Here is a 21,388-nt window from a genome sequence, read left to right as displayed (position 1 = left end):
TACCTTTATAGTTTCTAGTACCCTAAATAACAACACCTGTTTTTCGAGTTACATCATTTACCTGATTGAGGCATACATGGAACACAGTTTTTGGCACAGTAAATGGCAAAATAACGAAATCGGATTTCATGAGCCCGAAGGCAATGCGCTTCTTGTAAAATATTCGTCTTTTCTGCTTGGTAGCGAGAACTCGAGCGCTGCTTTGAAACGCATATTTGTTCCGCTATGTGGTAAAACCCGTGACATCGGCTGGCTACTTTCCCAAGGTTGTGAGGTGGTAGGTGCTGAACTGAGCGAAGTGGCTATCATACAGCTATTTGAAGAGCTGGGAGCCGAGCCTACCGTTACCCCAACGGCAAAGGGTAAGGTTTACACCAAAGACGGCTTAACCATACACGTGGGCGATATTTTTAAACTTACGTCAAGCGACATAGGTGACGTTACCGGTGTTTACGACAGAGCAGCTTTAGTTGCACTGCCCAGTCCGCTTCGCGAGCAATACGCTGCACACTTAATTACCATTACTCAATGCGCGCCTCAGCTAATCATTTCGTTCGAGTATGACCAGAATGAAATGGCCGGCCCTCCATTTAGCGTAAACGAAAAAACCGTTGATGCACTTTACGCTGGCGCCTACGACATTAATAGGTTAGAGCGCTCAGTGCTTGAAGGCGGCTTAAAAGGTAAAGTAGACGCTGATAATTTGGTATTTGCCCTAACAGCTAAGTAGGTTTTATCGCAGCCTTTTGTTACATGCATATAGTGTTTGAGCCAATACCACTACTTCGAATTTGGATGGCTAATTCAGTAGCGCCCTACTCCATGCATTGCCAGTAGTGTTGCAAAGGTCTGCGTCTATAGCCCTAATAGCGCCTCCACTCCAAACAATACTGCACCTATTAGACCACCGACAATAGTGCCGTTAATACGCACTTTTTGTAGGTCGCGACCAATATTTAGTTCTACCTGCTCTGCCATCTCGCGTTCGTCCCAGCTATTGATGGTGTTGCGGATATGGCGGGTTAGAAATTCAGCCAACTCAGGCGCCATATATTTAGCCGCTTCTCCAATGTGTTTATTAAACGCTTTTGCTAACTCACTGTCTTGCGTTAACGTTGTGCCCAAGTCTTTTAGCAAACCCGACACTTTAGTTTCTGCTTTGCCATTTTGTTCTTCAAGGGACGTTAAGAGCCATTGATGAAATTTGGCCCATGATTGCTGAACATAGGTATTTAATGCTGGGTCATTAATGATTTTTTCGCGATAGCTGTTTACCTTTTTCTCCATTAACGGGCTGTGCTGTAGCTCATATAAAAACTCATGCACCTGTTCGTCGAAAGCATGTCGAATAGGATGGTGCTCATCCTCGTATATATCCTCTAAAATACTTGAAACGGCTTTAACAGCAATCAGCGCACCCTGCTCGCTTAGCCAGCTGGACGGCAAGAGCTTTTCGATGCGGCTGTACTCAGTTTTTAACCAGACGACCAGCGTATCTGCTATATAAATTTGAGTTTCGGGCTCTGCGAGCAGCTTAGCTAGTTTCCCTAATACCCTATCGAGCACGATTTGGTGCTGGCGTTCTTTCGTCACGGCACCTAACGAGGTTGCCATAAGCTGCCTAAGATCAAGTTGGTTAATACCCTTCTGCGCTGTTTTAGCAATAAACGCTTTGACGGGTTTGTCATCAAGTACACGTAACACGCCGGCAAAGGCGTCACAAATAAAGCGACTTAAGCGAGTAGCGTTTCTTTCCTGTGACAACCATCTTCCAGCGCCCTTCGCAGGGTCGCTGTCTCGAATTAGTTTTTCTATCGCTTCGGGGTGAAAGAATTTCTCTTTAACGAATAAAGACAAGTTATTAGCAATAACCGACTTATTACTTGCCACGATATTGGTATGGGGAATAGGGTACTGGGCTGGTATTGGTTTAAACAGCGCAGTTACAGCAAACCAGTCAGCAAGGCCACCGATGAGTGCCGCCTCGCTCGCCATCTTTATAAGCCCTAACCACCATGTACCCTGTAAGTTTGGGTAAAACTTGGGTAGTAATACCGTAAAGACAAATACACCTGCGGCAAAAACTAAACAGGCCAATGCGAGCCTTTTGGACCTGTTTAGCTGTGCATATTTGTCCGTCATAAACTACTCCGTTTAAATTACTCGTTCACCGTCTTGGTCAATTAATGGTGTACCGTCTTCTTTAGCAAAAGGGCCTTTTGGCCATACCGGTAAAATATCCAATACAGCTTCACTAGGCCGACATAGTTTTACTGTTTCTTTCGCGTTATCAGCAACAGCATTATCTTCATTTGGGTCGGAAGATAATGAAGCTGTTTTTTCATATTTATGTTTAGGAATGCAAACAATAGGCCTATTTACCAGGATAGGATGCTTCAACATAAGTTCGAAGATAGCTTCGTTGCTGACCGACTCATCAAGCAACCCTAACTCAGCCGCTGGCGACTTTGTTGTCCTAAGCGCCTGTCGAGGCGTCAAGCCTGCTGCATGCAATAAATAGCTTAGCTGTTCACGCTCCCACCCTACACTCAAATACTCAATAACTTCCACGTCATATCCCGCCGCTCTAATCACTGCAAGTACATTTCTAGACGTTCCACATTCTGGATTATGATAAACCTTTATCATCGTTACTCACCTCAACAAAAAATGAAAACTATAAATACCAACATACTGTTTAAGATCGAGGACAGCCCCCCTAATCAGCCTAGATATCCAGCCTGTACTTCGTGGACACACACTCGCTTTTCTACAGACTAATCACTTCGCACCTGTACTGGGCGGACACACACTCGCTCTTCTGCGAACTAATCACTTCGCACCTGTACTGGGCGGACACACACTCACAATATCTCTAACTTGATACTTAGCAGAAGAGTATTTAGATAACCAGCTTTGTTGGAGCTTTACCACTAAATTAGAGCGTCCAGCTCGTTTCTTAAAGCTAAATAAGTGTCTGTCCACTTCTATGCTTAAGTGCATGTTAATTCGTATGGTCAAATTCGCTATATATTGGCGCTTAAAACTACAAAACGTTTCATCACGCCACTACGCTTGCTAACCTTTTAACAAAAAAACACTAACCCCATGATTTAAATGACTTTTTAAGAGTGGCACGATACGTGATAAGTATGAAGCAAAGGTTATAAACACATAACACGACATATCAAAATTTGTGTTTAGTACCAACATCATTAAAGCGTGCTATCTAAAGTATATAAAAACCATTAAGGATATAAGAATATGAAAAAGTCGATAATTGCCAGTACTGCTATGTTGCTCTCCGCCACTCTACTAAGTGGCTGCGTCATTCATGTCGGCAACGCAAACGCTTTGGAAGGTAGTGATTTCAGTTCAATTCTGGGTAATATCGACATTGCCGAAGGAAAGCATGCTGGCGATATATCTTCTGTAAACGGCAATGTGGAAATTAGCGATCACGCTGCCGCAGATGAAGTTAGCATCGTTAATGGGAACCTAGAAATGGGTAGCCATGTGACTGTCCGAAACATTGATATTGTAAATGGCGATGTTAGCGCAAATTCGAATCTGAGTGTGGTTAAGGGGATCGAGACGGTAAATGGAAATGTTACGCTTCCTACACAAAGCACAATTGGTGCTAGTGTTGAAACCGTGAACGGTGATATCACCGCTGTTGATACAACCATTGAGAAACACATCAAAACCTTAAATGGTGATATTACTTTGACGGGTTCATCTCATGTTGCGGGTGACATTGTTTATAAAGAAAGTGAAAGCTCTTGGGGTAATAAATCAGACAACAAACCTACCCTGTCAATTAGTGCGTCAGTGACTGTAGACGGTAGCATTATATTGCACCGCCCTGTCAATCTAGACATTGAAAGTGACGAGTTAAAGCAAAAAGTCGTTGTAAGCTACGGCGGTGCAAAGTAACGTAGCCGCTTTAACAACACAGCTTAATGTTTCGGAAATACATGACTGAACATGAAAAAATGCTCGCTGGCGATTTATATTACCCGTCAGATAAAACCTTAACGGCATTGCGTAAGCAGTGCCGTATTCAATTAGACGAGCTTAATGCAACTTGCCAAAGCGATTACAAAAAACGTACTAGATTGCTAAAACAGTTGTTTGGCAGCACAGGGAAAAGGCTGTACATCGAATCTTCGTTTAAATGCGATTACGGCGAAAATATCCATGTTGGCGAAAACTTTTATGCCAATTTTAATTGTGTCATTTTGGATGCAGCAAAGGTGACTATTGGTGACAACTGTATGATAGCTCCCCAGGTAGGGCTTTACACAGCCACCCACCCCATAGACCCCGCGCAAAGAGCAACAGGTATAGAGTTCGCCAAGCCTATTACCCTTGGCAATAACTGCTGGATTGGTGGGATGGCGGTGATAAACCCTGGTGTGACATTGGGTGATAATGTGGTTGTGGCTTCTGGCGCGGTAGTAACCAAATCTTTTGGGGATAACCTAGTCATAGGCGGTAACCCAGCCAAAGTAATCAAAGAGATTGAGCCAGTCGACCAAAGTGTTTAACGATTTAGCCGATGCTTTTATAAATGAAGCTTTTGTAGAAGGCCTCTTTTTGGAACAAAGCTTTCTGAAAAAGGCCTTTTTCAACGAACTCTCCATTCACCCCAATCACTGAATCAATTTTATTCGCTGAAACAAGAAGTGTTAAAAGGCCGCGGTTGTAACCAATAAAGCGGCCTTAAATCGATGTCGAATACAACTGAACAAGATGAGGCTAGTAAACTCATCGCTAGCCCTATTCACCTTATTATATACACCCTAACAAAATATCAACTCTGCTAAGCCCTAATCCCAGTCGGGCGCGAAATCAGGGCTTACTATGCGCTCGCCGTTATCGAGGTCATCAATAAGAACAAGCTCTTCTTCACTAAGCTTTACGCCACCGTAAGCCAAGTTCTCCGCTAAATGTACTTCACTGGTTGATGAGGGAATTGCGTAAATGTGGCGTTTTTCCATCCACGCCAATACCACTTGCGCCGGCGTCGCATTATGGTTTTGAGCGATACTCAACAGAGTTTCATCCTTCATTACTTTCCCGACAGCAAACGGCATGTATGCAGTGGCTCTGACGCCTTTTTCCTTGCCAGCTTCTACAACTTTTTTATTTTGCATGAAAGGATGAATTTCAATTTGGTTCGTGTAAATCTCGCCTTCACCTAAAATTTCTTCAGCCTTGTTTAGCAAATCAATAGTGAAATTAGATACACCTATATGACGCGTCAGCCCAAGCGCTTTCGCTTTGGCAAGATTGCCTAAATAACTTTCTAGTGAAATGTCATTACCTGGATATGGCCAATGAATGAGAAGTAAATCCACATACTCTAGCTTTAGCTTTTCTAAGCTTTCGTGAACGCTGGGTATAAAGTGATCGTCGCCTAAAGATTCGTACCACACTTTAGTGGTGACGAATAATTCGCTTCTATCTAGCCCACTTGTCTTTATGGCATCGCCAACTTCAGCTTCGTTATCATAGATTTGCGCGGTATCAATGTGCCTAAACCCTACTTTTAGGGCTTTACTTACTGATTCACGGGCCTCTTCACCTTTTAATCGAAACGTTCCCATTCCTAGTTGAGGCATGTCTTTCATAACAATCTCCTATTCCGTGTGACTTTTAACTACCTGATATAGCTGATTAGTAATTTCCTACGCTTTCGTTTGATAAGAAGATCGCAATACGCTTGTGGATTAGTAGGGTTAATTTACCAACTCTGGTTGTTATTAAGCTTGTGTTTGATGCCAGCATAAAAAAGGCCGCTAGCATTTGCTCGCGGCCTTGAGTATTTACATAGATATAGTTAGATACTATTTACGTTTACCTGGACGTCCAGCACGTTTATTCAAGCCTTGTTGCTTGCGTACTTTGTGCTTTTTAACCGAGCGACGCATGCGGCTTAAACGAGCGTGGTCAAGTTTACCCTGGCGTACATTAACCATAGTTTGCGTTTCATCTGGCAGTTGAACATGGCTACGAAGGGCATTCACATCTTCTAAACCTAGCTCTACCCACGCTCCTTGCGGTAGGCGCTTTTGTAGTTCGATTGGGCCATATTTAACACGTATCAAACGGCTGACTTGAACACCTTGTGACTCCCAAAGACGACGAACTTCTCGGTTACGCCCTTCTTTCAAGGTCACGTTGTACCAGCGGTTCATGCTTTCATCTTCAGCATGCTGAGGCGTAGGCGCACCTGAAATTGTCAGGAACTTTGCTTCGCCGTCTTCCAGCTCTACACCTTTTTGAAGGGTATGTAGTGTTTTGCCTGTTACCTCACCGAATACACGTACTGCGTACTCGCGTTCTACTTCACATTTTGGGTGCATTAGGCGGTTGGCTAGTTCACCATCGTTGGTGAATAACAGCAGGCCACTGGTGTTCATGTCTAGACGACCAACGGTGATCCAGCGCCCTAATCGAATAGCGGGTAGACGGTCAAATACCGTATCGCGACCTTCAGGGTCGTGACGGCTACACAATTCACCTTCGGGTTTGTTGTACATCAAAACACGGCAAATTGGCTGTTCTGTTTGACGAGATAGCAAATGACCATCAACACGAATTTGTGCAGTGTGATCGACTCTATCACCTAATGTTGCTTTGGTGCCATCGACCGATACTCGGCCTTCTTCAATCCAACGTTCCATTTCTCGTCGCGAGCCTAGCCCTTGGTTAGCCAGTACTTTTTGCAACTTTTCAGTCATGGGATTTCACTCTTTAATTGCTTGTTTACGGTCGCACGGTCTATTCAGACGGTGCCTCATTTAACACCTTAAGCGGCGAGTCTGACGCAATACTTCCAGCCATGTTTTCGAAAGCGTCAGCATTGGGCAAATCGCTCAACGACGTCATCGAAAAATAGTCCAAAAAGCCTTTGGTAGTTGCATAAAGCGCTGGTCGCCCAGGCACTTCTTTGTGACCTACTACCTTTACCCAGTCTCGTTCTGTGAGTGTCTTTATAATATTACTGCTTACCGCTACGCCCCTTACCTGCTCTATTTCTCCGCGGGTTATAGGTTGACGATAGGCAATGAGTGCCAAGGTTTCGAGCATTGCTCTAGAATACTTTGGCGCATTTTCCTGCCACAATTTGCTTAACCACGGGCTTAACGCATCTAACGATTGAAAGCGATAGCCACTTGCTACTTCCACCAGTTGAATGCCTCTTGGCTGATAGTCTAACTTTAGTTCGTTAATCACCTTACTCAAGGTTCTATCAGCGACGGTAAACTCATTGAGTACCGTTTCTTTTAAATGCTGCTTTGAAATAGGTTTATCAGCAACAAATATTGCTGCCTCTACCAATTGTTTAAGCTGCGCCGTGTTAATTTTCTTCATGGGCACCTAATTTTACATGAATTTTTGCATAAGGACCTGCCTGAATGCATAAAATTAGCTGTTCTTTTACTAATTCTAAAATTGCTAAGAAGCAAACCACTACCCCAGCTTTACCTTCTTCAACCGTAAATAGGCGTTCAAGTGGCGTATATTCTGTTGTTGTGAGTAACGACAAGATGAGCGACATGCGCTCTCGCGTGCTCAGTGCTTCCCGTGCAATGGTATGGTGTTCAAACGCTTCAGCGCGCTTCATGGCCGCACTGAACGCCAATACAATTTCAGCTAAAGACACATCGGGCTCAATGCGAATTGGCGCCACATTCTCACTTAGTTCAACGTGAGTGGTGAAAATATCCCGTTCAAGTCTAGGCTGTATATCTAAATCTTCCGCCGCTTGCTTTACTAGCTCGTATTCTTTTAATCGGCGAATAAGCTCTGCGCGAGGGTCTTCTTCTTCGTCAGAATCGTCGCTGCGTTTAGGTAGTAGAAGCCTGGACTTAATTTCTGCCAATATGGCTGCCATCAGCAAGTACTCTGCTGCTAGCTCTAACTTTAGCGACATCATGGCATCCACATATTCCATATACTGCTTGGTTACGTCAGCTATGGGTAATGTGGTGATATCAAACTTTTGTTTTCTAATCAGATAAAGCAGTAAGTCGAGCGGCCCTTCGAAGGTTTCTAATATGACCTCTAGCGCATCGGGGGGAATGAAAAGATCTTCAGGCTTTTCAATTAGCGCTTCACCATTAATAAACGCAAGTGGCAACGGCTGCTGAACAGGTGTCGAAAGCCCCTTCTCAACAGAGGCGTCATTATCGTTATTATTGTCTTCAACAAGCTCTGACACAGTTCCACAACCGTTTTTACGCGCTAACAAAGCGGCGATTATTGATATTATTATTTACGCGTTCATGCAAGGGCCTGTAGTGCTTCGCTGCAAACCGAAGCGCTACAGGCCTTAGAAACTTAGCTTACGGTTTCCTACTATAACTCCCACCTGCAACTAGCAAAAGAAGCTATTTAAAACTATCTTTTCAAAAAGTCAGCCTAACGAAAGTTACTCAAAGGGAGACGGATCGCCCGTGCCATGTCGCACAATTACTGGTGTGTCTTCCGACAAATCAACCACGGTAGTGGGCTGCTCACCAATGTAACCACCATGGATGATAAGCCCAACTTGCTTTTCCAAATTATCACGGATGACATCTGGGTCTGATTCAGCCATGGTATTGCCTGGCAAAATCAAAGACGTAGACATCAATGGTTCGCCCAGCTCTTCCAATAATGCAAGTGCAATGGCGTTATCGGGCACGCGAATTCCAATGGTTTTACGTTTAGGGTTTTGCAAACGCTTTGGTACTTCGCGGGTCGCTTTCAACACGAAGGTGTAACGCCCTGGTGTGTTGTTCTTAATTTGCCTGAACGCCGTGTTGTCTACCTTTGCGTAAATTGATAGCTCAGACATGTCTCGACACATTAAGGTAAAGTTGTGATCTTTATCGATTTGACGAATACGACACAACTGCTCAAGCGCCTTTTTGTCTTCCATTTGGCAGCCTATGGCATAGCCTGAGTCTGTCGGATACACCACCACTGCACCCTCTCGAATTAACTCACAAGCCTGGCTAATAAGACGTTTTTGCGGGTTATCTGGGTGAACGTAGAAAAATTGACTCATAAATACTTCCTTTTCTTAAACGCGCAGAACGATACTACTTTGCCAACGGAGTAAGTGTCTGTCCACTTGTTGAGCTTGCTGGTTAAGCTCGTTGGTAAAACTCGCTGGTTAAATTAGCTTTTGGGCTTTTTACTAACCAACTCTAGACATATTGATTAGCTATAGCGCTCATCAACCGTACGTGAACCATTTGCCTTACCTTGCCCATTTATACCCAGAGCTTAGCAAATTAGATTTTCTTAACCTTCAGCCATTTGCCCTTCAAACTGCTGCCAATTATGCCACACCGGCGTGAGCTTACTGCTAATGCCCAAGTTTTTACCTAATTCAGTCCAGCGAGAAGGAAAATGAAAATCTGAGCCCGCTGATGCTAACAACTGATGGGTTTGTGCAAGTTCATTAATAAGCTCTTGCTTCGTTTTATTAATGCCAGGAAACGCGGTTTCAATGGCGTCGCCACCGGCTTGTTCAAACAGCGCCACCAAGCGCCGTAGCCACTTTGCTGTCATGTCATAATGGGCTGGATGAGCCAATACAGCTTGACCGCCTGCATCGTGGATCCACTCAATAGCCGTTTCGATGCTTGGCCACTCTGCTTTAACTGCAGCTCGTTTGCCTTTGCCTAGATACTTTTTAAACGCGGCGTCCATACTTGGCACACCGTAATCGTTTACCAATACGCGCGCAAAGTGTGCCCGTGTCACCTGGCCAACGCCCGCTAGCGCTTTAGCACGCGCTAGAACACCTTCAAACCCACACTTTTCCAGCTTATCAGCAATTTTTGCAGCCCGAGCTTCACGAGTTTCCGATTGACCTTGTAGCCGTTTAAGAAACGTTGGGCAGTGTCTGTCCACATTTAATCCAACTATATGGATATCGAAACTGTGCCAAGTGGTGGAAATTTCAACACCATCAATAATAGTTAAGGCACGTTTTTGCTTTGATTGAGTAGCGTGTGCTTCTTCCAAACCGGCTACAGTATCGTGGTCGGTAACGGCAAGCGCGTCCACCTGCATAGTGTGCGCGCGAAGGATTAATTCTTCTGGTGTTAAGTGGCCATCAGAGAATTTTGTATGACTATGTAGATCTATTTTCAATGTCTTATGCAAATTTTAGGTTGACACAAAGGGCAATTTGTTTTCTTCTATACACATAAAGTATACGTACTAACGGCTTCAAATCCTATTGAAGTTTGGAAAAACAACGAGTAATTCATGCATTCATACAATATTTCAACAGCAATGACAGTTGCAGCTTGGTGGTGGCACTCCCTAACTTAACGGGCGGTGTGCACTGTAGTGCGTGAATGAATACACATAAAGGCCCGTTTATACGGGCCTTTTTTTTATCTTTTTGCAGTTGGAGAGTAGCAAAAATGAGTTTAGCGGAACTGGGGATTTCCCCAGGTAAGGTAGAGACAATTGAGCAAGTGGGTCACTATGTCGATGATCCACTTGCCGCGTTTGCCCACCTTTGTGGCAATAAAAACAACGCACTGCTTTTAGAGTCGGCAGAAATTGATTCTAAAGACGACTTACAAAGCTTATTAATGGTTGACGCAGCACTGCGCATGGAATGTCGAGGCAACCGTGTAGAAGTGAAAGCATTGACCGGCAACGGCGCTTCAGTATTACCTTTATTTGTAGACCACGCCCCTGACGGTCTACACATTAAAGAAAGGACAGACACTTCAATTACCATGGTATGTGATGAAGCCGACGGCGAGCTTGACGAAGACAGCCGCTTAAAGGCCGCCAGCGTAATGGACGCGCTTCGCATTGTTATCAATAAGATAACGCCAATTCGCCAGCATCCCCACGCTATATTTTTAGGCGGGGTATTTGCCTACGACATGCTAGCAGGCTTTGAAAAGCTACCTGATGTTGCAGAAGGTGAAAATGACTGTCCAGACTTTGTGTTTTACCTGGCAGAAACTTTAATTACCGTTGATCACCAAACCCGCGAAACCCACTTAATTGGCAGTGTGTTTAGCGGTCAAGACGTGGCTCAGCAATACTTTGCCATTGCACAACGCTTAGAAGCAATTCATCAGCAGCTACACGATATGCCTGCCAAGCCTGTGTTAGTAGGTGCAAATACAGCAAAGATTACCGATGTAGAAAGTGAAGCACAAAGTGGACAGTCACTCGTTTCCGACTCAGAAAATCAAAACGGACAGTCACTTTCTTCTTTTGACCCAAGCGTTGAAGTTAGTGTTGATTTAAGTGATGAACAGTTTTGCAACCATGTGCTGGACTTAAAACAGCACATTTTAGCCGGCGACATTTTTCAGGTTGTGCCCTCGCGCACATTCTCTCTCCCCTGCCCATCGCCGCTACTTGCTTACGCTAAACTTAAAGAATCAAACCCAAGCCCTTACATGTTTTACATGCAAGATGCCGCTTTCAGCATATTTGGTGCCTCTCCTGAATCAGCCCTTAAATACGAAAGAGAAAGTAATCAGGTAGAGATCTACCCGATTGCCGGTACCCGTCCACGTGGCAAGCGCCCTGATGGCAGTATCGACAGAGATTTAGACAGCCGTATTGAATTAAACCTGCGCGAAGACACCAAAGAAAAGTCTGAGCACATTATGCTGGTTGACCTTGCCCGAAACGATGTGGCAAAGGTGAGTCGCCCAGGCACGCGCTATGTGAAAGACTTGCTAAAGGTTGACCGTTACTCTCACGTGATGCACTTGGTATCGCGCGTGGTTGGCCAGCTACGTGACGACTTAGATCCACTGCACGCTTATCAAGCCTGCATGAATATGGGCACCCTAGTCGGCGCACCAAAAGTAAGCGCAGCGACGTTAATTCGCGAAGTAGAGAAAAAACGCCGCGGCAGTTATGGCGGCGCGGTTGGCTATTTGAATGGTCAAGGCGACATGGACACTTGTATAGTCATTCGCTCAGCGTTTGTGAAAAACGGCACGGCTTATATTCAAGCGGGTGCAGGTGTAGTATATGACTCGGTTCCACAAGCTGAAGCTGATGAAACCCGCGCTAAGGCACAAGCGGTAATTGGTGCAGTAAAAGCAGCGCTACAAGAAGAAGCTGAAAGTATCAACGTTGCATTAAATGAAGGAGGCAACGCATGAATCAGCAAGTGACCACCCTATTTTTGCTCGACAATGTAGACTCATTTACCTACAACCTTGTGGACGAACTGCGCACCTTAAACCTAGATATAAAGGTGTATCGCAACACGGTTTCAGCAAATGCCTTGTTTGAAAGAATGCAGGAACAAGCAACGAAAGGCCCTGTGCTTCTTATGTTGTCACCAGGTCCAGGCGCACCAAGTGAAGCCGGCTGTATGCCTGAGCTACTTAAAAAGGTACACGGCGTGTTCCCCGTAATTGGTATTTGCTTAGGCCATCAAGCCATTGTTGAGCATTACGGCGGCACCGTAGGCCGCGCCAGCCAAGTTATGCACGGCAAATCTTCTGCCATTACTCATTCTGAAGATGCCATGTTCAAAGGCTTACAGCAGCCCTTACATGTCGCACGCTACCACTCTTTAGTGGCACATTCATTGCCTGAAAACCTTACTGTTTGCGCATCTACAATAAACGATGACGGCAGTGAGGCCGTAATGGCAGTTTACAACAGCGAAGATCGCATGTTGGGTTTCCAATTTCACCCAGAATCTATTTTAACAGCCCACGGAAGTTTGCTGTTAAAGCAAAGTATTGACTATCTAACGTTACAGGGAGCGAACCATGCTTAACGCAGGCCCTCTACTAGAACAAATTATGTTGCGAGAATCACTGTCGCAAACCGAGGCATACAGCTTGTTTAACAGCATCATGCACGGTGAGCAAAGCGAGGTGATGATTGCTTCAGTGCTGACTGCGCTGAAAATGAAAAAAGAATCACCCAGCGAAATTGCAGGTGCGGCGAGTGCCATGGTTGCCAATGCACTGCCCTTTCCCACACCGTCTTATGAGTTTGCAGATATCGTTGGTACAGGCGGTGATGGCCACAACACCATTAATATTTCCAGTGCAGCCGGTGTAGTTGCCGCATCTTGTGGTGTGAAGGTGGCGAAACACGGTAATCGCAGTGTATCGAGTAAGTCTGGCTCTGCTGATTTGTTTCGCCAGTTTGGTCTTAATTTAGAGATAAGCCCAGAAACTTCCCGCAAGTGCTTAGATGAAGCAAATTTCACATTTCTTTTTGCACCGGTTTATCACGCCGGTATGCGCCACGCAGCCCCCGTGCGCGCTGCGATGAAGACCAGAACCTTGTTTAATATACTGGGGCCGCTGGCAAACCCGGCGGGTCCAACTCATGGCGTTTTCGGCGTATACTCTCCTGAACTGCTTGAACCTTACGCAAAAACCCTTATGCTGCTTGGCCAACACCGCGCAATGATTGTGCATGGCGATGGCTTGGATGAACTGGCGCTTCACGGCGAATCAATGATTTACGACCTTGAGCATGGCGATATTCGCAAGCTTACCGTTACCGCCGAAGACTTCGGTTTACCTCATTATCCTCTTTCTGCGATTGAAGGCGGTGAACCTGAAGAAAACAGACAATTTGTTGAAGCAGCGCTAAACGGCGAAGGTAAAGAGGCGCACCGTGCCGCTATCGCTATGAACTGCGGGGCACTGTTGAAAGTAACCGGCAAAGCCTCAACCTTCAAAGAAGGGGCTGAAATGGCGATGAACGCTATGACCGAAGGGTTACCCATGCAGTTATTAACGAAGGTTGCCAAAATTACTCAGGAGGTAAGCACGAATGGCTAATGTGCTTGAGAAAATTGTTGCAGACAAACGAGAAGAAGTGGCCGCACGCAAAGAAGCACTACCGCTAGAAAGCTTCAAGGCGAATCTAGTTCCTTCTGAAAAGAGTTTATTTGCCGCACTTAGTGACCCAAACGCAGGCTTTATCTTCGAATGCAAAAAAGCATCGCCTTCAAAAGGCCTTATTCGAGAGCATTTCGATTTAGACGAGATCTTAGCGGCTTACACGCCTTATGCTGCCGGTATTTCTGTGCTGACAGACGAGAAGTACTTCCAAGGTAAATTTGAGTACTTAGCTTATGTTACTGAGCGTGTTGCTCAGCCTGTGCTTAACAAAGATTTCTTCGTTGATACCTATCAAGTGTTTTTAGCCCGTCACTATAATGCCGACGCAGTGCTATTAATGCTTAGTGTGCTAAATGATGACGAATATCGCGAGTTGGCAAGCGTTGCCAATGCTCTGTCATTAGACATTCTTACCGAAGTAAGTAATGAAGAAGAAATGGAGCGCGCTATTGCCCTTGAAGCTAACATCATTGGTATCAACAATCGCAACTTACGCGACCTTTCTACCGATTTAGCGACCACAGAACGCCTTGTGCCCATGCTTGATAAAGCCACGCACGACTACGTGGTTATTTCAGAGTCGGGCATTTACACACACCAAGACGTGCTTCGTTTAGCGCCTGTATCCCAAGGCTTTTTGGTGGGCAGTGCGTTAATGGCCGAGGCTGACCTGCCGCGCGCAGTAAAAACGTTAGTGAATGGTGCAGTTAAAGTGTGTGGGCTTACCAGCCCCCAACAAGCACAAATGGCATTCGATAAAGGCGCAAGCTTTGGCGGGCTTATCTTCGCTGAAAAATCGCCACGCTGTGTGAGCGAAGCACAGGCTTTGACCATAACACAAAGCGTTGACGGTGCTTTTGTTGGGGTGTTCGTTAATCACGACATTGATAAAGTGGCATCACTCGCCGCCTCACTTAACCTTTTTGCTGTACAACTTCATGGCAGCGAAGATGACACTTACATTTCAGCGCTTGCTGCCAAGCTTCCAGAAGGTTGTGAAATTTGGAAAGTCGAAGGTGTTAATGCAACCTCTTCTGACGCTCTACCAGACGCAGTGGACAGACACTTAAATAACAGTCTTATCAGCCGCGTTCTTCTGGATTGCCAAGTAGGTGATGCAAAAGGCGGTACAGGCGAAGCCTTCAACTGGCAGTTATTAAACGATATCGAAGCGAAGCATAAGTTAGTGCTTGCTGGCGGTATCAACGCCCAGAATGTTGCAGAAGCTATTGCAACCGGCAGTGGTGCTATTGATGTGAATTCAGGCGTAGAAACCGCCCCAGGCGTGAAAAGCGAAGAAAAACTCGACGCGCTTTTTGCTGTTTGCCGCCGTTACTAATTTAAATACAGGACAACGTAATGAACCAGTTAGATACAAAATTTGGCGAATTTGGTGGCATGTACGTGCCCGAGCTACTTATTCCAGCACTAGACCAACTGGAAAAAGCATTTTTAGATGCCAAGGACGACCCGACATTTAACGAAGAGTTTTTATCTCTGTTAAAAGACTACGCCGGTCGCCCAACGTCAATGACGTTAACTCGCAATCTGGTAAGTAACCCAAAGGTGAAGTTATACCTAAAGCGTGAAGACCTACTTCACGGTGGTGCACACAAAACTAACCAGGTGTTGGGCCAAGCACTACTTACCAAGCGAATGGGTAAAAAAGAAGTTATTGCCGAAACCGGCGCAGGTCAGCACGGTGTTGCAACCGCGTTAGCATGTGCATTGTTGGGGCTAAAAGCACGTATTTATATGGGTGCGAAAGACGTTGAACGTCAAGCGCCAAACGTGTTCCGAATGAAGCTTATGGGCGCAGAGGTTATTCCTGTAAACGCAGGCTCAGGTACGCTTAAAGATGCCGTAAACGAAGCCATGCGCGACTGGTCGGCAAACTATGATAAAGCGCACTATTTGTTAGGCACAGCCGCGGGCCCACACCCGTTCCCGACCATTGTTCGTGAATATCACCGTATGATTGGTGAAGAAACTCGTGCACAAATTATGGAAAAAGAAGGCCGCTTGCCTGATGCCGTAGTGGCATGTGTAGGTGGAGGCTCAAATGCCATTGGTATGTTTGCAGACTTCATTGACGAGCCTTCTGTACGCTTAGTGGGCGTTGAGCCTGCGGGCAAAGGCGTGCACACCAAAGAGCACGGTGCAACTATCGTTACGGGCACAAAAGGTATTCTTCACGGCGCATACACCTTCATTATGCAAGACAAAGAAGGCCAGATTGAAGAGAGCTACTCAGTATCGGCTGGTCTCGACTACCCTGCTGTTGGCCCTCAACATGCTTATCTTCACGATATTGGCCGAGCGGAATACGTGGCCGCCACCGACGAAGAAGCGCTGAACGCATTCCAATTGCTGGCAAGAAAGGAAGGTATTATTCCTGCCCTTGAATCGTCGCATGCTTTAGCACATGCGCTTAACATGGCTGATGAAGCGGAAGAAGAAACCATCATCGTGGTTAATTTATCAGGGCGTGGCGATAAAGACTTAGCGCACGTTATCAACATTTTAGGGGACGATTTATAATGGATAGATATGCACAAATGTTTGCGGGCCTTGATGAGAAAAACCAGGGCGCATTCGTACCTTTCGTAATGGTGGGTGACCCTGATTTAGCGCAATCTGAAGCTATTATTTGCCAGCTAGTAGAAAGCGGTGCTGACGCACTTGAGTTAGGTATACCTTACTCTGACCCCATCGCTGATGGCCCGACTATTCAAGCGTCAGCCATACGCGCTTTGGAGAGTAAAGTAACGGTAGCGGATTGCTTGGGCGTAATTTCACGCGTTCGCGCAAAATATCCTAATGTGCCTATCGGCTTGCTTCTGTACAGCAACTTAGTAATGGCCCAAGGCATCGAAAATTTTTACAATAAAGCGCAAGAGGCAGGCGTTGACTCAATTTTGGTCGCTGACGTTCCTATTCGCGAAGCGGCACCTTTTCAAAAAGCAGCCGAAGCCACTGGCATTTCACAAATTCTGATTGCACCACCTAATGCTACTGACGAAACCATGGAAAAAATCGGGGAATACTCGAAAGGCTATACATACCTGTTAGGCCGTGCGGGCGTTACTGGCGCAGAAACGGCTGCTAACGTACCTGCTTCAGAGCTTATTGAGCGATTGAATAAACACAAAGCAGCACCAGCCTTGTTAGGCTTTGGTATTTCTACACCGGAGCAGGTTAAATCTGCTATTGACGCAGGTGCCGCTGGCGCAATTTCAGGCTCGGCGACAGTGAATATTATCGCTGCCAATTTATCGGACAGTCACAAAATGCTAAGCGAGCTCGGCAGCTTTGTTGAGAGCATGAAAGCTGCTACGGCAAAAGGATAAGCGTATGCTATATATGATTTGTGCTACCGATGTAGTGGACAGTCTAGAAAAACGCCTTGCGGCACGCCCTGCTCACCTTGAGCGTTTGAATGCGTTAAAAGATGCGGGCCGTTTAGTCATGGCTGGCCCCTTCCCTGCTGTAGATAGCTCAGACCCAGGTCCGGCCGGATTTACTGGTTCGCTAGTAGTAGCAGAGTTTGATTCACTAGAGGACGCCCAAGCATGGGCAGACGCCGACCCCTACATTGAGGCTGGTGTTTATGAAAACGTTGTTGTTAAACCTTACAAAAAAGTTTTGCCTTAGTTTTTAGCTAAACGCTAAGTCGTAAGTAAACAACGAATAGCGAAAGCCCCTGAAAACCGGGTTACTCCGAGTTTTCAGGGGCTTTTTTATTTTCTTTGATTTAGCCAATAGTGCCAATAGTGGACAGACACTTACTTTGAAAGCTAACTTTGGACAGTCACTCGTAGCTATGCCACGCTCGATAGTGGACAGTCACTTAGTAGTTAGCCACCAACTAGCTTAAAGCTAATAATAAATTGTGGACAGACACTTTTTTGACTGAGCAGTTTTCTTAGCTTTTCAAAGCTGCGTCATGCCACTGTCTCGAAACATGGGGGGTTACAGGTCTACCTTTTCATGTTCACCCATTTCTCCCGGCTTCACCGTTTTTCCCGTCATCATTTTGAACATCCCTTTGAGTGAAGGATCGGCATCCCACACTTCCGCATCTATAAGCTCAAAACGAAGCATTAATAGTGAAGGGTCCTCTTTACCTTTCTCAAACCATGCTTCTACAAGATTAGACCAATATTTATCAATCACCTCTTTACGTGATTCAACGGTGAGATTGCCTCGAATGCACGCAAACACATCGTGCCCCTTAGATGCAAAGTGAACCATTGCTTTTCCGCCTTTAGCGATACGGTTGTCGCGACTCGTGTAGAACCAAAACTCGCTATCAGCTTCTTTGTCAAGTTGAGCATACATTGGCTCAGCATGCATATCCTCACCGACCAGACTTACCATTACCTTTGGACTATCTGACATTGCTTTCCACATTGTTTTCTTAATATCGCTAGACATAGCTCCTCCTTGTTGAAAATAAGTGTCTGTCCGACGTTACTATTGAATTGAGCAGTTGAACTAAACACCTTATTTTCATTTTATTGACTCATCTAAAGCCTATGCATCGCACATGACATGCCAAAAAAACAATATCGCCGAATTCCCTTGCAAAATAAGCTATTAAGAAACGTCAGCCTTTTCACCCAACGCGAGGCAGGTACAGGTTTGGACAGACACTCATATATTCCCATGGTCTGTAAGAACTATGTAAAGGGAACTGTGGATAGTCACTCGACAACATCGTAGATATTGCTCACGTAGTTACAAATCAACAAAGCGGACAGACACATTTTCAAAGTAAGAGTAAAGATTACTCAATATGTCATAGTAGCGAGAGCGCTAGACTATATTCGTAACATGAGGCCTTTAAATAGATTGTGGACAGACACTCTAATTTTGACTTGCGTCATCATTGCAATTAAGTGTCTGTCCACAATATTTGCTCTTTCGTAGATGCCATTTACTTAAGGCTTATATACAGCTTTTGCTCTGCAAGGTAGACTAAACCTAGTTCAGAATGGGTTCAGTTAACCAAGTTATACTTATCTGTAGTTTGACCTGTGTAGGAAAATAATTGTGAGGTTGTATGGCATTATCGCTTCGTGTTGCAGTAGTTTGTTTAGTGTTAGCATTGTCTAACACTACGCCAGCATTGGCGTTGCAAGATTCTGGTGGCGATATATCAAAAAGCGAAGCTGCGGAGCGTGCACGCTCGGCTGTAAATGGCCGCGTTTTGAAAGTTGAACAGACCTCAAAAAACTACCGGGTAAAAGTACTTAAAAAGTCAGGGCGAGTAGTATCAGTAGACGTAGACAAACGCTCAGGCAAGGTAAAAACAAATAAAGATAAGGACTAACATGCGTATCCTCGTAGCCGAAGACGATAGCAGATTATTAACCCAACTTGACGCGCTTCTTCAGCAAAATGGCTATAGCGTAGACCTCGCTGATAATGGTGAGCACGCGCTTTTTCTCATTAAAGAATATAGCTATGACCTGGCTATTGTCGACATCGGCATGCCGAAGTTAGACGGATTTGAGGTTATACGAAAAGCCCGTCAAGCTGATATTTCTTGCCCTATACTTATCTTAACAGCTAGAGATAGATGGCAAGAGAAAGTAGAAGGCCTTGATGCCGGAGCCGACGACTACCTCACCAAACCCTTTCATAATGAAGAATTACTTGCTCGAACAAAAGCGCTAATTCGACGCGCTTCAGGTCAAGCAAACCCTACCATTCAGTTCGGTCCTATTTCGCTAGATACAGTAAGCGAAGAGCTATCGCTAAACGGTGAGGCCCTAGATTTAACCGCGTATGAATACAAAGTGATGGAGTACCTTATGCTTAATCCGCAAAAGGTCATATCTAAAACGGAGTTAACCGAACATATTTACGATCAAGATTTCGATTTAGACAGCAATGTCATTGAAGTTTTTGTAGGAAGACTGCGCAAAAAATTAGACCCATCAGGTGAATTGAAGCCAATCGAAACACTTCGGGGTAGAGGTTACAGGATAAATAGAAGTCTATGAGGCAGTTGTCGCTTTGTTTACGAAGTATTTTTCTAGCGATAGTTCTACTTGCACTTTTTGCACCTTTCACTGTTGTCATTTTGGACGAAGCTTATACCGATAGCCTTACACAAGCTAAAATGAGCGAACTTAGGTTGATGAACTTAGGGCTGTTATCAGCTTTTGAGTTAGATGGCGACATGCCTTATATGCCTGAAATTTTGTACGAAGAACAGCTTAATCTTCCTGGCTCTGGCTATCTTGGCGTTATCGTATTTCGAGATGAAGTGATTTGGCAATCAGCTTCTGCCCTTGAGTATACCTTTACTCCTCCTGCAATAGACGTCGCTGTAGGCAACGAGTTGTTTTTGGAATCCTATACACCCACATTTGAGGAAAAGTCCCAATTTTTTGTATATGCCTTTACTGCCGAGTTTGCATCAAGCAGAGATTTCGAGCCAGTAAGGTTTTATATATTCAATAACAAAGCACTGTTCGAAGCTGAGCGGAATACTTTTTTGAGCACAACGTGGCAATGGATAGTCACCCTCTGCATTGCGCTTTTAGTTTTTATTATCATAGGCATAAGCTTAGTGCTTCAACCTGTTAGAAAGCTAATTGACGAGATTTCACAAACTTCTAGCGGCAATAGACGCGAGTTAGAATCGCGATACCCAGTCGAATTCGATTCTTTGAAAGAGTCTATTAACGGATTGCTTCAAACTGAAGCAGCGCAAAGAGCAAGATACAAAAACAGCTTAGGTGACCTAGCACATAGCTTGAAAACACCACTTGCAGTAGCTTCGGGGAATAGTAATTTACCAACCGAAGTAAAGGAATCGCTTCAGCAAATTGACAGAATTATTAAACGCCAACTGAAAAGAGCGAGTGCAGGAAAATCTGGTTGGCAACAAGCTATTAATGTTTTACCAGTATTACACAAACTTGCCGATGCTATGGACAAAGTTTATCAAGACAAAGCCCTAACCATTGAATTCGATATGGATGACAATATCCAGTTCAAAGGGGACGAAACAGATTTTATGGAGCTTTGCGGTAATCTGTTAGACAACGCATGCAAAGCGGCTCAGGATAGAATTGTTATATCTGCAGAAACTAGTGAAGGTTGGCTCACAATAAATGTTGAAGACGACGGGCCAGGTATTCCTGACGACAAAAAAGTACTTTTACTAGAGCGAGGAACTCGTCTTGACACCTACACCGAAGGCCACGGAATTGGAATGGCCTTAGCCACAGACCTAGTTTCAATCTACGAAGGTAGAATGCTTATCAAAGACAGCGCGCTTGGCGGCGCTCGTATCGTTATTCAATTTCCAAATCACGATTAGTGGTGTAAAAGCCTACAGGCTAACTGATAAACCAGTGAACCTTTAATGGTTGAAAGCGGGCTCGAAAGCGGACACACACTTAATTTTTCTCAAAAAGCCTGATATCGAAGCCTGATATCGAGCCTGATATCGAGCCTGATATCGGACAGACACTTTTTAAATTTATCGT

At 45.0% G+C, this 21,388-nt stretch carries 22 protein-coding genes; 13 read left to right on the top strand and 9 right to left on the bottom strand.

The window, feature by feature from the left end; all coding sequences use genetic code 11:
* Positions 1 to 76: 76 nt before the first annotated feature.
* Positions 77 to 730 (top strand): thiopurine S-methyltransferase, encoded by a 654-nt coding sequence (tmpT, locus tag PCAR9_RS06640; protein ID WP_179982923.1) that lies wholly within the window; start codon positions 77 to 79, stop codon positions 728 to 730.
* 125 nt (positions 731 to 855) lie between these two features.
* Here tmpT and PCAR9_RS06635 read toward each other — a convergent pair whose 3' ends face one another.
* Positions 856 to 2,142, bottom strand: a complete 1,287-nt coding sequence (locus PCAR9_RS06635; protein ID WP_179982922.1) for a DUF445 domain-containing protein — start codon at positions 2,140 to 2,142, stop codon at positions 856 to 858.
* 12 nt (positions 2,143 to 2,154) lie between these two features.
* Entirely contained in the window at positions 2,155 to 2,649 is a 495-nt protein-coding gene (locus tag PCAR9_RS06630) for an arsenate reductase family protein (protein WP_179982921.1), read from the bottom strand.
* A 615-nt stretch (positions 2,650 to 3,264) separates the two neighbouring features.
* Between PCAR9_RS06630 and PCAR9_RS06625 the strand changes: the two genes are divergently transcribed.
* Together PCAR9_RS06625 and PCAR9_RS06620 are read left to right on the top strand one after the other, a co-directional pair.
* Positions 3,265 to 3,936 (top strand): hypothetical protein, encoded by a 672-nt coding sequence (locus PCAR9_RS06625; protein ID WP_179982920.1) that lies wholly within the window; start codon positions 3,265 to 3,267, stop codon positions 3,934 to 3,936.
* A 41-nt stretch (positions 3,937 to 3,977) separates the two neighbouring features.
* The gene (locus tag PCAR9_RS06620) at positions 3,978 to 4,550 is read left to right on the top strand and encodes a sugar O-acetyltransferase (RefSeq protein ID WP_179982919.1); all 573 of its coding nucleotides are present in this window, start codon (positions 3,978 to 3,980) and stop codon (positions 4,548 to 4,550) included.
* 282 nt (positions 4,551 to 4,832) lie between these two features.
* On the opposite strand, the gene dkgB is transcribed toward PCAR9_RS06620, so the two are convergent.
* From dkgB to PCAR9_RS06590, 6 genes are all read right to left on the bottom strand, one after another.
* A complete protein-coding gene (gene dkgB, locus PCAR9_RS06615) occupies positions 4,833 to 5,636 on the bottom strand; it encodes a 2,5-didehydrogluconate reductase DkgB (protein ID WP_179982918.1) in 804 nt (267 codons plus the stop codon).
* 216 nt (positions 5,637 to 5,852) lie between these two features.
* Positions 5,853 to 6,749: a 23S rRNA pseudouridine(2605) synthase RluB gene (gene rluB, locus PCAR9_RS06610; protein WP_136781075.1), complete on the bottom strand. Its 897-nt coding sequence runs from the start codon at positions 6,747 to 6,749 to the stop codon at positions 5,853 to 5,855.
* A gap of 40 nt (positions 6,750 to 6,789) precedes the next feature.
* On the bottom strand, positions 6,790 to 7,383 hold the full coding sequence (scpB, locus tag PCAR9_RS06605; RefSeq protein WP_179982917.1) for an SMC-Scp complex subunit ScpB: 594 nt from the start codon (positions 7,381 to 7,383) through the stop codon (positions 6,790 to 6,792).
* Positions 7,370 to 8,233 carry a segregation and condensation protein A gene (locus PCAR9_RS06600; RefSeq protein WP_179982916.1) on the bottom strand — a complete coding sequence of 288 codons (864 nt, stop codon included), beginning with the start codon at positions 8,231 to 8,233 and terminating at the stop codon, positions 7,370 to 7,372. Before PCAR9_RS06600 ends, scpB begins: the two co-directional genes overlap by 14 nt.
* 210 nt (positions 8,234 to 8,443) lie before the next feature.
* Complete coding sequence (locus tag PCAR9_RS06595; protein ID WP_014948946.1) at positions 8,444 to 9,064, bottom strand: L-threonylcarbamoyladenylate synthase; 621 nt, start codon at positions 9,062 to 9,064, stop codon at positions 8,444 to 8,446.
* A gap of 239 nt (positions 9,065 to 9,303) precedes the next feature.
* Positions 9,304 to 10,161 (bottom strand): PHP domain-containing protein, encoded by an 858-nt coding sequence (locus PCAR9_RS06590; RefSeq protein ID WP_179982915.1) that lies wholly within the window; start codon positions 10,159 to 10,161, stop codon positions 9,304 to 9,306.
* A 278-nt stretch (positions 10,162 to 10,439) separates the two neighbouring features.
* Here PCAR9_RS06590 and PCAR9_RS06585 point away from each other — a divergent pair, with 278 nt between their 5' ends.
* Genes PCAR9_RS06585 through PCAR9_RS06555 form a run of 7 tightly spaced genes read left to right on the top strand, consistent with a single transcriptional unit; the run spans position 10,440 to position 17,534 of the window.
* On the top strand, positions 10,440 to 12,164 hold the full coding sequence (locus PCAR9_RS06585; protein WP_179982914.1) for an anthranilate synthase component 1: 1,725 nt from the start codon (positions 10,440 to 10,442) through the stop codon (positions 12,162 to 12,164).
* Positions 12,161 to 12,793 (top strand): aminodeoxychorismate/anthranilate synthase component II, encoded by a 633-nt coding sequence (locus tag PCAR9_RS06580; RefSeq protein WP_101563971.1) that lies wholly within the window; start codon positions 12,161 to 12,163, stop codon positions 12,791 to 12,793. The genes PCAR9_RS06585 and PCAR9_RS06580 overlap by 4 nt, the downstream gene beginning before the upstream one ends.
* Entirely contained in the window at positions 12,786 to 13,817 is a 1,032-nt protein-coding gene (trpD, locus tag PCAR9_RS06575; RefSeq protein ID WP_179982913.1) for an anthranilate phosphoribosyltransferase, read from the top strand. Before PCAR9_RS06580 ends, trpD begins: the two co-directional genes overlap by 8 nt.
* The gene (trpCF, locus tag PCAR9_RS06570) at positions 13,810 to 15,219 is read left to right on the top strand and encodes a bifunctional indole-3-glycerol-phosphate synthase TrpC/phosphoribosylanthranilate isomerase TrpF (RefSeq protein ID WP_179982912.1); all 1,410 of its coding nucleotides are present in this window, start codon (positions 13,810 to 13,812) and stop codon (positions 15,217 to 15,219) included. The genes trpD and trpCF overlap by 8 nt, the downstream gene beginning before the upstream one ends.
* 20 nt (positions 15,220 to 15,239) lie before the next feature.
* Positions 15,240 to 16,421 (top strand): tryptophan synthase subunit beta, encoded by a 1,182-nt coding sequence (trpB, locus tag PCAR9_RS06565; protein WP_014976090.1) that lies wholly within the window; start codon positions 15,240 to 15,242, stop codon positions 16,419 to 16,421.
* Positions 16,421 to 17,230: a tryptophan synthase subunit alpha gene (gene trpA / locus PCAR9_RS06560; RefSeq protein ID WP_179982911.1), complete on the top strand. Its 810-nt coding sequence runs from the start codon at positions 16,421 to 16,423 to the stop codon at positions 17,228 to 17,230. The genes trpB and trpA overlap by 1 nt, the downstream gene beginning before the upstream one ends.
* Positions 17,231 to 17,234: 4 nt before the next feature.
* A complete protein-coding gene (locus PCAR9_RS06555; RefSeq protein ID WP_179982910.1) occupies positions 17,235 to 17,534 on the top strand; it encodes a YciI family protein in 300 nt (99 codons plus the stop codon).
* A 318-nt stretch (positions 17,535 to 17,852) separates the two neighbouring features.
* Here the strand turns inward: PCAR9_RS06555 and PCAR9_RS06550 are convergent, their stop codons facing one another.
* Complete coding sequence (locus tag PCAR9_RS06550) at positions 17,853 to 18,317, bottom strand: pyridoxamine 5'-phosphate oxidase family protein (RefSeq protein ID WP_179982909.1); 465 nt, start codon at positions 18,315 to 18,317, stop codon at positions 17,853 to 17,855.
* Between the two features lie 628 nt (positions 18,318 to 18,945).
* On the opposite strand from PCAR9_RS06550, the gene PCAR9_RS06545 reads away from it, so the two are divergent.
* The 3 genes from PCAR9_RS06545 to PCAR9_RS06535 are packed head-to-tail and all read left to right on the top strand — an operon-like array spanning position 18,946 to position 21,219.
* Positions 18,946 to 19,215, top strand: coding sequence for a PepSY domain-containing protein (locus PCAR9_RS06545; protein WP_179982908.1), 270 nt, complete (start codon positions 18,946 to 18,948; stop codon positions 19,213 to 19,215).
* A 1-nt stretch (position 19,216) separates the two neighbouring features.
* Positions 19,217 to 19,891: a response regulator transcription factor gene (locus PCAR9_RS06540; RefSeq protein ID WP_179982907.1), complete on the top strand. Its 675-nt coding sequence runs from the start codon at positions 19,217 to 19,219 to the stop codon at positions 19,889 to 19,891.
* Positions 19,888 to 21,219, top strand: a complete 1,332-nt coding sequence (locus PCAR9_RS06535; RefSeq protein ID WP_179982906.1) for an ATP-binding protein — start codon at positions 19,888 to 19,890, stop codon at positions 21,217 to 21,219. The genes PCAR9_RS06540 and PCAR9_RS06535 overlap by 4 nt, the downstream gene beginning before the upstream one ends.
* Positions 21,220 to 21,388: the final 169 nt, after the last annotated feature.

Origin of the sequence: Alteromonas macleodii, assembly GCF_903772925.1 — a bacterium.
Classification (GTDB): Bacteria; Pseudomonadota; Gammaproteobacteria; order Enterobacterales; family Alteromonadaceae; genus Alteromonas; species Alteromonas macleodii_A.
This window is presented reverse-complemented; position numbering and strand designations above follow the sequence as displayed.

What these genes read in the sequence shown, in the direction of transcription:
- trpB (WP_014976090.1), top strand. Translation starts at nt 15,240, where the DNA reads ATGAACCAGTTAGATACAAAATTTGGCGAATTTGGTGGCATGTACGTG.
- tmpT (WP_179982923.1), top strand. Translation starts at nt 77, where the DNA reads ATGGAACACAGTTTTTGGCACAGTAAATGGCAAAATAACGAAATCGGA.
- PCAR9_RS06550 (WP_179982909.1), bottom strand. Translation starts at nt 18,317, where the DNA reads ATGTCTAGCGATATTAAGAAAACAATGTGGAAAGCAATGTCAGATAGT.
- PCAR9_RS06580 (WP_101563971.1), top strand. Translation starts at nt 12,161, where the DNA reads ATGAATCAGCAAGTGACCACCCTATTTTTGCTCGACAATGTAGACTCA.
- PCAR9_RS06595 (WP_014948946.1), bottom strand. Translation starts at nt 9,064, where the DNA reads ATGAGTCAATTTTTCTACGTTCACCCAGATAACCCGCAAAAACGTCTT.
- trpCF (WP_179982912.1), top strand. Translation starts at nt 13,810, where the DNA reads ATGGCTAATGTGCTTGAGAAAATTGTTGCAGACAAACGAGAAGAAGTG.
- PCAR9_RS06540 (WP_179982907.1), top strand. Translation starts at nt 19,217, where the DNA reads ATGCGTATCCTCGTAGCCGAAGACGATAGCAGATTATTAACCCAACTT.
- PCAR9_RS06630 (WP_179982921.1), bottom strand. Translation starts at nt 2,649, where the DNA reads ATGATAAAGGTTTATCATAATCCAGAATGTGGAACGTCTAGAAATGTA.
- PCAR9_RS06620 (WP_179982919.1), top strand. Translation starts at nt 3,978, where the DNA reads ATGACTGAACATGAAAAAATGCTCGCTGGCGATTTATATTACCCGTCA.
- PCAR9_RS06535 (WP_179982906.1), top strand. Translation starts at nt 19,888, where the DNA reads ATGAGGCAGTTGTCGCTTTGTTTACGAAGTATTTTTCTAGCGATAGTT.
- rluB (WP_136781075.1), bottom strand. Translation starts at nt 6,749, where the DNA reads ATGACTGAAAAGTTGCAAAAAGTACTGGCTAACCAAGGGCTAGGCTCG.
- PCAR9_RS06555 (WP_179982910.1), top strand. Translation starts at nt 17,235, where the DNA reads ATGCTATATATGATTTGTGCTACCGATGTAGTGGACAGTCTAGAAAAA.
- dkgB (WP_179982918.1), bottom strand. Translation starts at nt 5,636, where the DNA reads ATGAAAGACATGCCTCAACTAGGAATGGGAACGTTTCGATTAAAAGGT.
- PCAR9_RS06545 (WP_179982908.1), top strand. Translation starts at nt 18,946, where the DNA reads ATGGCATTATCGCTTCGTGTTGCAGTAGTTTGTTTAGTGTTAGCATTG.
- trpA (WP_179982911.1), top strand. Translation starts at nt 16,421, where the DNA reads ATGGATAGATATGCACAAATGTTTGCGGGCCTTGATGAGAAAAACCAG.
- PCAR9_RS06585 (WP_179982914.1), top strand. Translation starts at nt 10,440, where the DNA reads ATGAGTTTAGCGGAACTGGGGATTTCCCCAGGTAAGGTAGAGACAATT.
- PCAR9_RS06625 (WP_179982920.1), top strand. Translation starts at nt 3,265, where the DNA reads ATGAAAAAGTCGATAATTGCCAGTACTGCTATGTTGCTCTCCGCCACT.
- scpB (WP_179982917.1), bottom strand. Translation starts at nt 7,383, where the DNA reads ATGAAGAAAATTAACACGGCGCAGCTTAAACAATTGGTAGAGGCAGCA.
- PCAR9_RS06635 (WP_179982922.1), bottom strand. Translation starts at nt 2,142, where the DNA reads ATGACGGACAAATATGCACAGCTAAACAGGTCCAAAAGGCTCGCATTG.
- trpD (WP_179982913.1), top strand. Translation starts at nt 12,786, where the DNA reads ATGCTTAACGCAGGCCCTCTACTAGAACAAATTATGTTGCGAGAATCA.